This window comes from Bacillus sp. RC240 (assembly GCF_044907945.1).
GTDB lineage: Bacteria > Bacillota > Bacilli > Bacillales > Bacillaceae_G > Bacillus_A > Bacillus_A mycoides.
The window spans coordinates 204,530-219,349 of the sequence record NZ_JBIYCT010000005.1; the positions used below are offsets into that span (position 1 = coordinate 204,530).

A 14,820-nucleotide genomic window follows, 5' to 3' on the forward strand; every position below is an offset into this window, starting at 1 on the left:
GAGGTTAAGTATGATTAGTGATTTAAAAGGAGAAGCGCTAGATTCACTGGAAGGAAAATGGGGCTTAGCTGTTGGGGCAACATTACTTATTTCGATTCTTACTTCAGCTTTTAGTTTTAGTATTCAGTTCCTTCTCTCTCAGGTTTGGGAGTGGAAAGAAGTGAATAGCTCACTTTCAATAGATGTTATTACAATATTGCTGGTGGGGCCTTTAACGCTAGGGGGTTATTGTTTAGCACTACATATAATTCGTGAAAAAGAAGCGCGTATTGGGCATATATTTAGATGGTTTACAGAAGGAAGTAAGTTTATAAGGTCATTTTTGTTATATATAGTAGTAAACATTTATATTTTCTTATGGTGTTTACTATTTATTATTCCAGGCATTATTAAATCATTTTCTTATGCGATGACGTATTTTATTATAAATGATCATCCTGAGTATTCAATAAATCAAGCTATTACAGAAAGTCGTCGTATGATGGCTGGACATAAGATGGAGTATTTCATATTATGTTTAAGTTTTATTGGTTGGTTTATATTAAGTTGTATTACATTAGGGATTGGATTTTTATGGTTGATTCCGTATTTTTATACAACGACAGCAGCTTTTTACGAAGAGATTGCAGAAGAATATTACGAAAAAAGAATTCCGACACTTTAAAAAACACCCAGTGTGAACTATTGGTTCATACGGGGTGTTTTTTGTAGAAATTTTATAAACTGTTTACTTGTTAGAGGTTTACTGAAATAGTAACCTTGCATGTATTTACAGTTGTTTTTTTGCAGAAACTTAAGCTGTTTTTCTGTTTCAATTCCTTCAGCAACGACAGAGAGATTTAAAGTATTTGCAAGGGAAAGGATAGTGGAAACGATGGCTCTTTCTTCAGGCCGATGATCGGCTAGTTGTGTAAATTCTTTTGGTACTTTTAATGTATCAATAGGGAAAATTGATAAATAAGCAAGAGAAGAGTAGCCGGTACCGAAGTCATCAATGGACGTTTGAATACCATATTCTTTTAATTGCTTTAGTCTCGATAATGTTTCTTTTTCATCAATCATCGCAATTCGTTCTGTTAGTTCAAGTGTTACATCTTTCGGGTCAATCCTAACGTCTTTTAGTATTCGTGAAATATTTTCGATTAATTGATTTTGTTGAAATTCTTTCGCTGATAAATTGACACTCATTTTTAAGTTTGTGTATCCAAAACTTTGCCATATTTTTAGTTGAAGACAAGATTCTCGTAGCACCCAATGTCCAAGTGGGATGACCTGCGGAGTCTCTTCCACAATTGGAATGAACTCACATGGTGAAATGTCACCTAGGAGCGGGTGTTTCCAACGTATTAATGCTTCAGCACCGATAATTTTATTTGCTGTCGTATCAATTTGTGGTTGATAGACGAGATAAAATTCGTTGTTTACTAAAGCGAGTGGCAAATCTTTTTCGATTCGAGCTTTTCGTTCCATTTTTTTATATAGTTCTTTCGTGTAAAGAGAGCTCCGATTTTTCCCTTTATTTTTTGCTTCGTACATGGCCATATCGGCATGTTGTAAAATAGACAGTGGGTCTTCGCCTGCTTCAGGGTATATGGCAATTCCGATACTCGGTGAGATTCGTAAATGTTGATTTTCGATTTCGAATGGTTCGTTCATGGCTGCTACAATCATATCAGCTATCTTCTTTACATCTGTCCTTTTTTGATAATTTTCGATAAGGATTGTGAATTCATCCCCAGCTAACCGAGCAAGTTTCATATTATGTGTTGATATTCGCTCGAGCCTTTTTGCTACTGCAATTAATAGAAGATCTCCTACCCGGTGACCGAGGGTATCATTAATAACTTTAAAGCGGTCTAGGTCTAGAAACATAACAGCAAAAGGGCTTTTCGATATTTTTGCTCGTGCAATTGCTTTTTCTAAATACTGATGAAATGAACGGCGATTTGCAAGTTCCGTTAAAGTATCGTGATATGCTAGGAAATTAATTTGTTCTTGTTGCTGCTTGCTTTCTGTAATATCTTTAATCATTAAATAGGCCCCAGAAATATGTTCCTTTAAAAAGATGGGAACAGCTGTAACAAGCAAGTAGTAAATATCTCTATTTTTATGATATGCCCGTATTTCTAAAGAAATAGATTTCCCTTTTTTCACTTGATGAAAGGTATTAATGATTTCTTCCAAATCTTCTTCATACATAAGTGAATAGTATGGTTGGTTTAATAATTCATTCGTTTGATAACCGAGTAAAGTAGTTCCAGCGTTGTTCACATTGAGAAAATTACCGTACAAATCTAATGTAAAAATTGGATCTGGATGATGCTCGTATAAAGATTTAAACATTTGTTGGTTATGATATAACTCATTTTTTTGTTCTACTAAATCTTCTGTACGTAGTTCGATTTGTTTCTCGAGTTCTAAGCTGAATTGCATTTGTGCTAGCAATAATATTTTATTTTGTCTTCGAACTAACATATGGCGTATGAGAACGAAGGCGAAGGTTACCATAAGCCCAATTACTACGATAGGTGCAAAAACATTTTCGACCAATATAAAAACAATAAGCATCACGACAGAAATATATGGTAATGATAATCGGATGGATTCACCCAATTGAGGCGTTAGTAATACTTGTTCTTGTTTTTCAGAATCTTTTGTATGAAGTATACAAGCGATTGCTACTAATACTAAGGTTACTTGATATAATGGAGCAACTGTGAACATAGAGTGCTCGGGCTGGAAATATTTTATATAAGCATAAATAGCATCCGTAGTAGCATACAAAATTAAAGCACTGCCAAGAAGAGCGCCAACTTGTTTTGGTAGTAAGAATAATGGTTTGAATAAAAGGTTGATTCCTATTAAAAGAAAGAGTAGATCAGCCATTGGATACGTGAGTTGAACAAACATGTCGATATATGATGTTGTAAAAATATGAATGGTTCTTTCAATAAGCAAATAGTAGCTTAAAGTAAATTGAGCCGTAACAATAATACAAATATCACATATCGTAAAAAGCTGTTCCAATAAGTCTCGGCCATAAATAATTTCATATAGAAAGGCAAATGCAAAGCTAACTAAAAATAATAAGTAAAAAAAGTCTGATGGATCAACGAATGTATAGTAGTCATGCAAAATTAAGCGTTGATAAGCAACTATTATATCACCGATGAAATAAGAGAAGGTTCCGATAGTTAATATTATCCAAAATAAACGTGCTAATCCTTGTTTTACATTTGAAAAGTAAAATATATAACTGCAAATTGTAATATCAATTAATATGGTACTTATTCCAGTCAAAATTTGAAATGGAAGTGCGTATTCATATAAAAAGGGCATTGATACGTAATGAATAGTTATATACAACAATGAAATGCTTATAAGAATACTTACATGTGTTTGTTTTTTCATTTATATCACCCACTGTATATACATAAGAACCACCTTTTTGTAGTTTATGTTTTTTATGATTGCTTGAAAACATATAGAATTTCTATATTTATTTTACACATTTATTATGAGTTGTAAAAATAGATTTGCTCAGCAAGTATTAATTGTTGTTTCTGTTCCCAATATATCGACATAGGAATTTGAAGTTTGCTATAATGAATTAAATAGTTGCATTATTTAGAAAAATTTAAAAATAATAAATGATGCAAGTAAGACATATTGTTTACTATGTGAACTTGTTCTTAATTCAGGGGGGAGGGTTTCACAATGGCAAGTGTATATGAAAATAGTTATATGATCGTTTTGATTTTCTTGCTATTAGGTATATTGCTGCCGGTAGTGGCTCTTACATTAGGGAAAATGCTGCGTCCAAACAAACCGAGTGCAGCGAAAGCGACGACGTATGAGAGTGGAATTGAGCCTTTTCATGATGCAAATATTCGGTTTCATGCTCGTTATTATATTTTCGCTTTATTGTTCGTCATCTTTGATGTAGAAACTTTATTTTTATACCCATGGGCTGTTGCATATGACAAGCTTGGTTTATTTGCACTGATCGAAATGCTAATTTTCGTTGTGATGTTGCTAGTTGGATTAGCGTATGCTTGGAAAAAGAAGGTGTTACAATGGTTATAAATTTTGAGGAATTACACCCACAGGAGCGAGCGGAATTAGAAAGAAATATCTTTTTTTCTACATTGGAACAGTTGAAGGGATGGGCGCGGAGCAACTCTTTATGGCCGATGACGTTTGGACTGGCATGCTGTGCGATTGAAATGATGGGAGTAGGTTCATCACATTACGATTTAGATCGATTTGGGTCATTTTTTCGGACTTCACCAAGACAATCGGACGTCATGATTGTGTCAGGAACGGTAACGAAGAAAATGGCACCTATTGTTCGGCGCCTATATGATCAAATGCCTGAACCGAAGTGGGTAATTGCGATGGGATCTTGTGCAACGGCCGGTGGTCCGTATGTGAATTCGTATGCTGTTGTGAAAGGTGTAGATCAAATTGTACCAGTTGATGTGTATATTCCTGGATGCCCTCCAAATCCTGCTGCCTTAATTTATGGAATTAATAAATTAAAAGAAAAAATTCGTTACGAGGCGAGGACCGGGAAGCAGGTGACGAATAAATGAGTGATCCAAATAAAGACTTAGAAAGTATGAAAAGAGAAGCAGCCCGTCATGCGAAAGAGGAAGCGCGAAAACGTCTTGCTGCGAAACATGAGGCGGAAATGTCTAAACTTGAAGGAGAACATCGAGAAAAAGAGAAAGCGCTACCAAAAGATAAGGGGATTAATGTAGAAGAAGCAAAGGCGAAAGCTGCAGCAGCTGCAAAGGCAAAAGCAGCGGTATTAGCGAAGCAAAAGCGAGAAGGATCAGAAGAAGTAACGGACGAAGAAAAAGCGAAGGCGAAAGCCGCAGCAGCCGCAAAAGCAAAAGCAGCGGCACTAGCGAAGCAGAAGCAAGAAGAGTCAGAAGAAGCCACGGAAGAGGAAAAGGTTAAAGAGAAGGTAAAGGCTGCAGCAGCCGCAAAAGCAAAAGCAGCGGCACTAGCGAAGCAAAAGCGAGAAGGATCAGAAGAAGTAACGGACGAAGAAAAAGCCAAAGCGAAGGCGAAAGCCGCAGCAGCCGCAAAAGCAGCGGTATTAGCGAAGCAGAAGCGAGAAGGATTAGAAGAAGTAACGGACGAAGAAAAAGCCAAAGCGAAGGCGAAAGCCGCAGCGGCTGCAAAAGCAAAAGCAGCGGTATTAGCGAAACAAAAGCGAGAAGGATCAGAAGAAGTAACGGACGAAGAAAAAGCCAAAGCGAAGGCGAAAGCTGCAGCAGCCGCAAAAGCAAAAGCAGCGGCATTAGCGAAACAGAAGCGAGAAGGATCAGAAGAAGTAACGGACGAAGAAAAAGCCAAAGCGAAGGCCGTAGCAGCTGCAAAAGCAAAAGCAGCAGCGTTAGCGAAGCAGAAAGCCTCACAAGGTGAGAGGGATTCTGGAGATGAGAAAGCAAAGGCAATTGCAGCCGCGAAAGCGAAAGCCGCTGCTGCGGCAAGGGCAAAGAGATCTGTAAATAAGATAGAAGACGAACTGCAGCAGGAAGAACCATCAGTTAACCAACCATATTTAAATCGCTATGTGGAGGTTGTTAAGGAGAGGGTAGGAGAATATGCATTAGTAGATTCTTATATTAATAAGCTTTCAAAAGATGTTCCAACGCTTGTGGCGGAGCCTTCGAAATATTATGAAGTGATGGAATTAATGCGATTCCATGAAGGACTTGCTTTTGATTATATGTCAGAGCTACATGCGACGGATTTTGTGACACATATGGAAGTATACGTTCATTTATTTTCATATGGAAAGAAACAGTCAGTAGCAGTGAAGGTAAAGCTAGATAGGGAAGCGCCGCAAGTGAAATCGGTGACGCCGCTTTGGAAAGGGGCAGATTGGCCGGAGCGTGAAGCGTATGATTTGCTCGGTATTATATTTGAAGGTCATCCTAATTTATCTCGCATTTTAATGCCGGATGATTGGGTGGGGTATCCGCTTAGGAAAGATTATGAACCGTATGATGTGGAGGTGTAGCTTGTGATCCGTACGGAAGAGATGCTCTTAAATGTAGGGCCGCAGCATCCGAGTACACATGGTGTGTTTCGGCTTGTGATTAAGATTGACGGGGAAATTATTAAAGAGGCTACACCGGTTATCGGATATTTGCATCGCGGAACAGAAAAGATCGCTGAGAGCTTGCAATATACACAAATTATCCCGTATACAGATCGAATGGACTATTTATCAGCAATGACGAATAATTACGTCCTTTGCCACGCTGTAGAGACGATGATAGATCTTGAGATTCCAGAGCGTGCTGAATATTTACGGGTGCTTGCGATGGAGCTTGGGAGGGTTGCGAGCCATCTCGTCTGGTGGGGAACGAACTTGCTTGATATAGGAGCGGTTAGTCCATTTTTATATGCCTTTCGTGAACGAGAGATGATTATAAATTTATTAAGTGAATTGTGCGGTGCAAGGCTTACTTTCAACTATATGAGAGTTGGCGGTGTGAAGTGGGATGCGCCAGACGGCTGGATTGAAAAGGTGAAAGAGTTTGTTCCGTATATGAGAGAGCAATTGGCAGGTTACCACGACCTCGTTAGCGGAAATGAAATTTTCTTAAATCGTGTGAAGGGCGTTGGCGTATATAGCGCGGAAGAGGCGATCTCGTATTCTTTAAGCGGCGCAAATTTGCGGTGCACGGGAGTCCACTTTGATCTTCGCAAAGATGAGCCGTATTCTATTTATGATCGTTTTGACTTTGATGTTCCTGTTGGGAGCACGGGAGATGCTTGGGATCGCTACGTTTGCCGGATGGAGGAAATTGAGGAGTCATTGAAAATTATTGAGCAAGCAGCCGGGCAGTTCCCGAAAGACGGCGCTGTGCTGGCGAAAGTCCCGAAAATTATTAAAGCACCTAAGGGAGAAGCGTTCGTCCGTATAGAGTCACCACGCGGGGAGATTGGCTGTTATATTGCTAGTGATGGAAAGAAAGAGCCGTACCGTTTGAAATTTCGCAGACCGTCTTTTTATAATTTGCAAATCTTACCGAAATTATTGAAAGGTGAAAATATCGCCAATTTAATTACGATTTTAGGTGGGGTTGATATTGTACTTGGGGAGGTTGACGGCTAATGATTGAGACGCTCTTACAATCACCTTCAAGCTGGACGAATTTCTTCGTTTTTTTCGGGTTAGCGGTGCTTCTATTATTTGCAGTCCTTGGCTTCGTTACATACGGTATTTTGGCAGAACGGAAAGTGATGGGATTTATGCAAGGACGGATTGGACCAAACCAAGTTGGGGGCCGGTTCGGTTTACTCCAAACGGTAGCTGATGTTTTGAAACTATTATTAAAAGAAGATAGCATTCCGAAAGCTGCTGATAAACCGTTGTTTATATTAGCACCTGTTATTGCATTCGCACCAGCATTTATGGTACTTGCGGTTATCCCGTTTACTGATAAATTTCAGTTCGCGGATATTGGCGTAGGGTTACTGTATTACATTGCTGTTTCTGGGATTACGACGATCGGAGTTGTAACTGGGGGATGGGCATCAAATAATAAGTATTCCCTTTTAGGAGGGATGCGTGCGGCGGCACAAATGATTTCTTATGAGATTCCACTTGTGATGAGTGTAATTGGTGTCGTTTTGTTAGCTGGTAGTCTTAACTTGAATGAAATTGTAGCGGCGCAGGAGAAGGTATGGTACATTTTCGCACAGCCAATCGGTTTCGTCATTTTCTTAATCGCGGCAGTTGCAGAGTTAAATAGGACGCCGTTTGATTTACCAGAAGCGGAGTCAGAACTTGTTTCAGGATACCATACGGAATACTCAGGGTTTCGCTGGGCGTTTTTCATGCTTTCAGAGTATGTGTATTTCTTCGGGATGTCATCTTTAATTACAGTACTCTTTTTAGGCGGATGGAATCCAGTTATGTTCCTTGGATTTATTCCAGGAGCCGTATGGTTTGCTTTAAAATTCAGCAGTGTGGTCTTTCTATTGATTTGGTTCCGCGTTACGTTCCCGCGCATAAGAGGTGACCAGTTAATGGAGTTTGGCTGGAAAGTATTATTACCAATTGCACTTGCAAATATTTTCTTAACGGCATTGATTAAGGAGCTATTCTTCTAATCTATAAAGGGGGTGCCAGCAAGAGATGAAAGGACTATTTAAAGGGTTAAAATATACACTTAGTAATTTGAGTAAGAAAAAGGTGACGTATGATTATCCAAATCAACCGTTGCCATTACCAGACCGCTTTCGAGGTATTCAAAAGTTTTATCCAGAGAAATGTATTGTTTGTAATCAGTGTTCCAACATTTGTCCGACAGATTGCATTCAATTAACAGGGAAAAAACATCCTGATCCTACGAAAAAAGGGAAAATTATCGATACGTATGATATTAATTTTGAAATTTGTATTCTTTGCGATTTATGTACAGAAGTTTGCCCGACAGAGGCGATTGTAATGACAAATAACTTTGAACTCGCAGAGTATTCACGTGATGATTTATTTAAAAATTTGCAGTGGCTTGACGAGAACGACGAGAACGTCAGGAAGGAGAATAAAGCATGAATGGCGAGTTTGTAGCTTTCTTTATATTATCCTTGTCTGCGATTATCGGCGGCGTTCTTATGCTGAATTTAACGAAAGTAATGCATATGATGCTGGCCCTTGTGCTTACGTTCCTTAGCATTGCGGGTTTGTACTTTCTCTTATCAGCCGAATTTATCGGAGTTGCACAAATTTTACTTTACTCTGGTGCGATCACTATTATTATGATTTTTGGCATTATGTTAACGAAACATAACGCGGAAAATGAATCGCGCCTTACTCTTCGAAAATGGATTATCTTCTTTGCGGTTGTAGCATTTGGAGCGGTTATGTATTTCGCTGTTAATAGTATCGATTTTTCAAATCAAAGCACACAAGGAAGTTTACCTCTCCATGAAAATAACACACTTCAAATCGGTACACTTCTCTATTCAAAATATATTATTCCATTCGAATTAACCTCAGTTATTTTACTTGTAGCACTTGTAGGAGCGATTATCCTTGCGAAGAAGGATGGGGGAGAGGAGGATTCCCATGAGTAGCGTTCCGGCTTCTGCGTATTTAACACTTGCGATTATTTTGTTTTGCATCGGCTTATTTGGAGCTTTAACAAAGCGAAATACAGTAATTGTACTAGTTTGTATCGAATTGATGTTAAACGCCGCCAATTTAAATTTAGTAGCGTTTAGTAAATTAGGCTTGTTTCCGAATTTAACAGGACAAATTTTTTCGCTGTTTACGATGTCTGTAGCGGCAGCGGAGGCAGCGGTAGGTCTTGCAATTTTGATTGCTTTGTACCGTAATCGCCCGACAGTTCATGTAGATGAGATGGATACGCTCAAAGGATAGCATTGTGACCGAAAAGGGGGAAGGAAACAATGATCGATTATGCATGGCTCATACCGCTTTTCCCGCTTGTTTCGTTTTTGTTACTTATTGTGTTCGGGAAGAAAATTAGAGAGGGAAGTAGTGTACTAGGTATTTTCTTTACCTTTCTCTCCTTTATATCCGCGGTAGTGGTACTAATAGAACGGTTTTCATCCGAGGCAGTGAAGCATAAGTGGGTATGGCTTAGGGTAGGAGATATAGATATATCATTTGGTTTTGAAGTTACCGCATTAGGGGCTTTAATGTTGTTTATCGTTACGCTTGTGAGTTTTCTTGTACATGTGTACTCAAAAGGTTATATGAAAGGTGACACCAGATTACCAACCTTTTATGCATATTTAGGGCTCTTTACCTTTGCGATGCTTGGGCTAGTTATATCGACGAATTTATTACAGCTTTATATATTTTGGGAGTTAGTCGGCCTTGGTTCGTTTTTACTTATCGGTTTTTATTTCTTTAAAGAAGAAGCGAAGGCTGCTGCGAAAAAGGCTTTTATTATGACACGCATTGGGGATGTTGGGCTATTTATTGGGATGATATTAATTTTTTGGCACGCAGGTAGTTTTGAATATGACGCGATTTTTAAAGCGATTCATACGGGCGACCTCTCTCCTTCTATGATTACAATAACGGCGATATTAATTTTTATCGGTGCGATGGGGAAATCGGGTCAGTTCCCGCTTCATACATGGTTGCCAGATGCAATGGAAGGACCGACGCCTGTTTCGGCACTTATTCACGCGGCAACGATGGTTGCAGCCGGCGTATATTTAGTAGCGACGATGTTCCCGCTATTTTCAGCAAGTGCGGTAGCGATGCAAACTGTGGCAATCGTTGGGGCTTTCACCGCAATCTTTGCGGCCTCTATTGGTCTAGTACAAACTGATATTAAGAGGGTTCTTGCTTACTCTACAGTTAGTCAGCTCGGGTATATGATGCTTGCGCTAGGCTCGGCGGGTTATGTAGCTGGTATCTTTCACTTAACGACACACGCCTTTTTTAAAGCATTATTGTTCCTGGCAGCAGGAAGCGTAATTCATGCAGTCCATACGCAAAACATTAATAAAATGGGCGGTTTACAGAAAAAGATGAAAGTAACCGGTGCACTATTTTTAATAGGCACACTTGCAATTAGTGGTGTTCCTCTGCTTTCCGGATTTTTTAGTAAAGATGAAATTTTAGCGGCGGCCTGGATGAGTGGCAATTACTTTCTATTCGTTTTAGCAGTAATTGCGGCATTTCTAACAGCATTTTATATGTTCCGTCTATACTTTCTTGTTTTTACAGGGGAAACGAAGACGGAGGAAGAGGTGCATGAATCACCTCGCACAATGACGTATCCGATGATTGTCCTTGGTGTTCTTGCGGTAGTTGCAGGTTATATAAATACACCGTGGTTCGGAACGTTTCTTGGGGATTGGCTTACGAAAGATATAGGATTCCAGGTGAAGGAAGTGCATGGACCTGTTTGGATTATGGTTGTTGCGACGCTTGTTTCATTTGCGGGAATTGCCCTTGCATATTTCATATACGGCAAGAAATCTATCTCTAGAGATTGGGCCGGCGGAGAAGGGACGCCTCTTTATAACTTTTTGAAAGGAAAATATTATGTGGATGAACTATACAATGTGACGGTGCTTCCTATTACGAAAGGAATCGCTCATGTGCTTCGCTTATTTGAAGTATACGTTGTAGAAGGAATCGCAGTTTTAATTGCTGGACTCGTTAAAGGTATGAGTGGTCTAGGATCGCGGCTTCAAAACGGGAATGTACAAGTGTACGGAACTGTAACAGCAGTTTCGCTCGCAGTTCTCCTAATTATTTTGTTATATACGGGAGGGGATTTACGGTGAATGGATTGCTATTAACGTTCTTCATTTTTTCCCCGCTTTTAGGAATTCTCTTGCTTTTATTAACGCCGAAACGAGAATCGCGTACAGTGCAGGCGCTTGGTTTATTCGGAACGGCGCTTCCATTTGGAATTGCTATCGTTCTTGCTTGTACATACGTTTCAGGAAAGAGCTTATCGATATTTGATGAAAAAGTGAAATGGATTAAATTTGGGGATTTCACAGCAGTGGACAAAAGGTGGTTTTCAATTTATTACGAGCTTGGTATTGATGGTTTATCGCTTGTAATGATGGTGCTCACAGCCCTTCTAGCGATGCTTGCAGCTATTGCGGCATTTTCTATTAAAAGAAATTTGAAAGCATTCTACATGCTGTTACTCATGTTAGAAATAGGTATGCTCGGTGTCTTCGCTGCTCAAAATTTAATGTTGTTCTTCATGTTCTTTGAAATTACGTTGCCATCAATGTTTTTATTAATTGGCAAGTGGGGGAAATTGTCGAGTGAAAAGGCTGCATATAGTTATTTAATATATAACGGTATTGGATCAGCTATTTTACTTATCGTTTTCTCGGTTTTATTTGCGAAAACAGGTACAACAAATATTGCAGAGCTTAAAGAAATATTAACGAGTGTAGGTGCTGGGGGAGGAATGGCCGTCTCAAGTAGCGTACAGTTCGGCTTGTTTCTTGCCATAATGATTGCTTTTGCGATTAAACTCCCTGTTTTCCCTTTGCATCGCTGGATGGTCAATGTACACATAGAAGCGCATCCTGCTGTAGTTATGCTTCACGCGGGGGTTTTGCTGAAGATTGGCGCGTACGGTATTGTTCGCTTCGGGAAAGGATTATTCCCAGAATATTTTCGTGATTTTGCAACGCTAATCGCGATTTTAGGGGTAATTAATTTATTGTATGGAGCCTTTCTAGCACTCATCCAAACGGACTTTAGAAAGGTACTTGCTTACTCTAGTATTTCGCATATGGGCATTGTATTAATGGGGCTTGCGGCGTTAAATGCACCAGGTACACAAGGGGCATTGTTCCAAGTTGTGTCTCACGGTTTAATTGCGGCCTTACTCTTCTTCTTGCTTGGCATTATTGAAGAGCGTTTCGGGACTTCGGATATTACAGCACTTGGTGGACTTGCAAAAAGTGTTCCGGTGCTTAGCGGTTTCTTCCTAGCGGGCGGTATGGCATCGCTTGGAATGCCAGGGATGTCCGGATTTATTAGCGAATTCCTTGCCTTTCTCGGTTTATTCCAAGGGAAACCTGTTATCGCCGCCGTCGGTGTAATTGGAATTATTTTAACCGCTGTATACGTATTAAGAGCGACACTTCAAGTGATATTTGGTAAGAAAGAATGGGAAGCGAAAATTGATATACACGGATGGGAGTACGTTCCTGTTATAGTGCTTATCGTTTGTATTATTGCAATTGGGGTAATGCCAGAACTACTAGGGGATCCACTTCAAACTACATTGAAAACATTGGGGGTGAAGTAGGATGGATATGAACACGTTACTTAGCTTATCATGGCATCTCATGGTACCAGAATTCATTATTCTCGGGGCAGCCATCCTTCTTTCCATATGTGATTTGTTTTTTAAGCTGAACCATAGGTACGTCGCGATTGGTGCAATTGCCGCTGCCTTGTTAGCGATAGTGTCATTAATGACGCTATATAGCGAACCGGCAGGAGATATTTTAAATGGATCGTTTGTACTAGATGGATTTTCAAAAGGATTTAAAACGTTGTTATTAGGTGGATCAGCTCTCGTTTTATGTATGGCAATAAGCGATGACAAGAAGGAGCCTATTCAAGATAAAGGGGAATATTATTATTTGTTTTTAATGGCGCTTCTTGGAGCGATGTTCATGGCGTCTAGCGTTGATTTCATCACATTGTTCGTTGGTTTAGAGTTGCTTTCGCTTTCTTCCTATATTTTAGTAGGAATCCGAAAAAGAAACCGCGCATCGAATGAGGCTGCAATGAAATATGTCATTAACGGAGGAATTGGAACAGCAATTACACTCTTTGGAATGAGTTATTTATACGGTATTACAGGGTCGACCAACATAGTGGAAATGCAAAAGGTATTTACGCAAGGATTGGCCGGGGGCATTCAGTTATTGTTAGCTCTCGCATTTCTACTTTTGCTCGTTGGACTCTCATTCAAAATTGCAACAGTGCCATTTCATATGTGGGCACCAGATGTGTATGAGGGAGCGGCTACACCTGTCACTGCTTTTCTCGGAACGATTTCTAAAATTGCTGGTTTTCTACTCATTACGCGTTTGTTTCTTATGGTGTTTGCAGGTGTGGCAATCCAAGGAGACGCACAATCTTTGTACGGGCGTATGAGTATATACATTGCGGTACTAGCTAGTATTACGATGATTGTTGGGAACGTAGTAGCATTAAAGCAATACAACGTAAAACGTCTATTTGCCTATTCAGGTATCGCGCATGCTGGGTATTTGCTAGTCCCTCTTGTAGCGCTATCACAGTTTACGATGGATAGTATGTGGTTTTATATGCTTGCATATATGCTTATGAATATAGGAGCATTTGCAATCATCCACGGATTAATCTTACAAAATGATAAGGAAAACATGACGATTTTTACAGGGTTATATAAGCGATCCCCCTTTACAGCTATAGTGATGACGGTCTTTATTTTATCGTTAGCTGGAATACCGGGGACAGCAGGTTTCATCGGGAAAATTAACATTTTTTTAGGGGCACTTCATGTTGAACCTGCTCATTACGTATTAGCTTCTATTATGATGGGGACGACGGTTATTTCATTCATATATTATTTCCAAATATTACAGCAAATGTTTTTCCGCAAGGGAGAGACAGAAGAAAAGCTCCGATTACCGTTAAATATAAAGATTGTCATGAGTCTTTGCGCAATTTCAATTGTAATACTAGGGATTATGCCGATGATTGGTTACAATTTCTTTTATGAACATTTTCCATTAATGAAGGATTTCTTCTTCTTGGGGAACGTGGTACAATAGTGGAAATAAAAGGTGTAGAGTCCGTACTCTACGCTTTTTATTTTGGAGTAACAACAAATGAAAACGTCTATAGGTATATGTTTTCCGAGAGGAAATTACGATGTAAGATGCTTATTTGCGTTTGAAAAAGTGTGGCTCCTACTTATTTATGGTATCGTTTTTTACATTTTGCGTAAGTAGTAGCCAAGCAAAAAAGGGGTCGATTTTTTGGCACATCTTTTAGGGCAACAAGCACTGATTGCCATTGTTTCGCATTTATTGTTTATTACCATTACGTGGTGGGCCTTACAAGGTATTCACATTGAGCGCTTAATGAAGTCTGGAAAAGTGATGCAGACGAGAGTATTACTTATCCTAATTACAATTGCAATTGGGACATCTGTAAGTAACTTTTTCCTTGATTATTTAGGCTATTCAAAGAGTTTAACGTATTTAGTAAAGTAAGTGTATAGAACCTCATATCTCCGTTAACAATGGGGATAGGAGGGGATG

Annotated in this window: 14 protein-coding genes; 13 read left to right on the forward strand and 1 reads right to left on the reverse strand. The window is 39.4% G+C overall.

Translation table 11 applies throughout. The features are described 5' to 3' along the window. Window positions 1-10 precede the first annotated feature (10 nt). Window positions 11-664 (forward strand): DUF975 family protein, encoded by a 654-nt coding sequence (locus tag ABH955_RS18415; protein ID WP_404454767.1) that lies wholly within the window; start codon window positions 11-13, stop codon window positions 662-664. A 17-nt stretch (window positions 665-681) separates the two neighbouring features. Here ABH955_RS18415 and ABH955_RS18420 read toward each other — a convergent pair whose 3' ends face one another. Beyond that, window positions 682-3,411: a putative bifunctional diguanylate cyclase/phosphodiesterase gene (locus tag ABH955_RS18420; protein WP_404491431.1), complete on the reverse strand. Its 2,730-nt coding sequence runs from the start codon at window positions 3,409-3,411 to the stop codon at window positions 682-684. Between the two features lie 306 nt (window positions 3,412-3,717). Between ABH955_RS18420 and nuoA the strand changes: the two genes are divergently transcribed. The 12 genes from nuoA to ABH955_RS18480 all read left to right on the forward strand — a co-directional run bounded on the left by nuoA (window position 3,718) and on the right by ABH955_RS18480 (window position 14,772). Beyond that, a complete protein-coding gene (nuoA, locus tag ABH955_RS18425; protein WP_000179270.1) occupies window positions 3,718-4,086 on the forward strand; it encodes an NADH-quinone oxidoreductase subunit NuoA in 369 nt (122 codons plus the stop codon). Beyond that, window positions 4,077-4,595, forward strand: a complete 519-nt coding sequence (gene nuoB / locus ABH955_RS18430) for an NADH-quinone oxidoreductase subunit NuoB (RefSeq protein ID WP_002089729.1) — start codon at window positions 4,077-4,079, stop codon at window positions 4,593-4,595. The genes nuoA and nuoB overlap by 10 nt, the downstream gene beginning before the upstream one ends. Beyond that, the gene (locus ABH955_RS18435; protein WP_404491432.1) at window positions 4,592-6,037 is read left to right on the forward strand and encodes an NADH-quinone oxidoreductase subunit C; all 1,446 of its coding nucleotides are present in this window, start codon (window positions 4,592-4,594) and stop codon (window positions 6,035-6,037) included. The genes nuoB and ABH955_RS18435 overlap by 4 nt, the downstream gene beginning before the upstream one ends. A 3-nt stretch (window positions 6,038-6,040) precedes the next feature. After that, complete coding sequence (gene nuoD / locus ABH955_RS18440) at window positions 6,041-7,141, forward strand: NADH-quinone oxidoreductase subunit NuoD (RefSeq protein ID WP_404491434.1); 1,101 nt, start codon at window positions 6,041-6,043, stop codon at window positions 7,139-7,141. After that, window positions 7,141-8,142 (forward strand): NADH-quinone oxidoreductase subunit NuoH, encoded by a 1,002-nt coding sequence (nuoH, locus tag ABH955_RS18445; protein WP_404491435.1) that lies wholly within the window; start codon window positions 7,141-7,143, stop codon window positions 8,140-8,142. The genes nuoD and nuoH overlap by 1 nt, the downstream gene beginning before the upstream one ends. A gap of 25 nt (window positions 8,143-8,167) precedes the next feature. Continuing rightward, complete coding sequence (gene nuoI, locus ABH955_RS18450; RefSeq protein WP_000677191.1) at window positions 8,168-8,587, forward strand: NADH-quinone oxidoreductase subunit NuoI; 420 nt, start codon at window positions 8,168-8,170, stop codon at window positions 8,585-8,587. After that, window positions 8,584-9,108: an NADH-quinone oxidoreductase subunit J gene (locus tag ABH955_RS18455; protein WP_404491436.1), complete on the forward strand. Its 525-nt coding sequence runs from the start codon at window positions 8,584-8,586 to the stop codon at window positions 9,106-9,108. Before nuoI ends, ABH955_RS18455 begins: the two co-directional genes overlap by 4 nt. Beyond that, entirely contained in the window at window positions 9,101-9,415 is a 315-nt protein-coding gene (nuoK, locus tag ABH955_RS18460; RefSeq protein WP_000100081.1) for an NADH-quinone oxidoreductase subunit NuoK, read from the forward strand. The genes ABH955_RS18455 and nuoK overlap by 8 nt, the downstream gene beginning before the upstream one ends. A 29-nt stretch (window positions 9,416-9,444) precedes the next feature. Further along, window positions 9,445-11,307: an NADH-quinone oxidoreductase subunit L gene (gene nuoL, locus ABH955_RS18465; protein ID WP_404491437.1), complete on the forward strand. Its 1,863-nt coding sequence runs from the start codon at window positions 9,445-9,447 to the stop codon at window positions 11,305-11,307. After that, window positions 11,304-12,806: an NADH-quinone oxidoreductase subunit M gene (locus ABH955_RS18470; protein WP_404491438.1), complete on the forward strand. Its 1,503-nt coding sequence runs from the start codon at window positions 11,304-11,306 to the stop codon at window positions 12,804-12,806. The genes nuoL and ABH955_RS18470 overlap by 4 nt, the downstream gene beginning before the upstream one ends. 7 nt (window positions 12,807-12,813) lie before the next feature. Beyond that, a complete protein-coding gene (nuoN, locus tag ABH955_RS18475) occupies window positions 12,814-14,328 on the forward strand; it encodes an NADH-quinone oxidoreductase subunit NuoN (RefSeq protein WP_404491491.1) in 1,515 nt (504 codons plus the stop codon). Between the two features lie 207 nt (window positions 14,329-14,535). Continuing rightward, window positions 14,536-14,772: a DUF1146 family protein gene (locus ABH955_RS18480; protein WP_002016201.1), complete on the forward strand. Its 237-nt coding sequence runs from the start codon at window positions 14,536-14,538 to the stop codon at window positions 14,770-14,772. The last annotated feature ends 48 nt before the right edge of the window (window positions 14,773-14,820 follow it).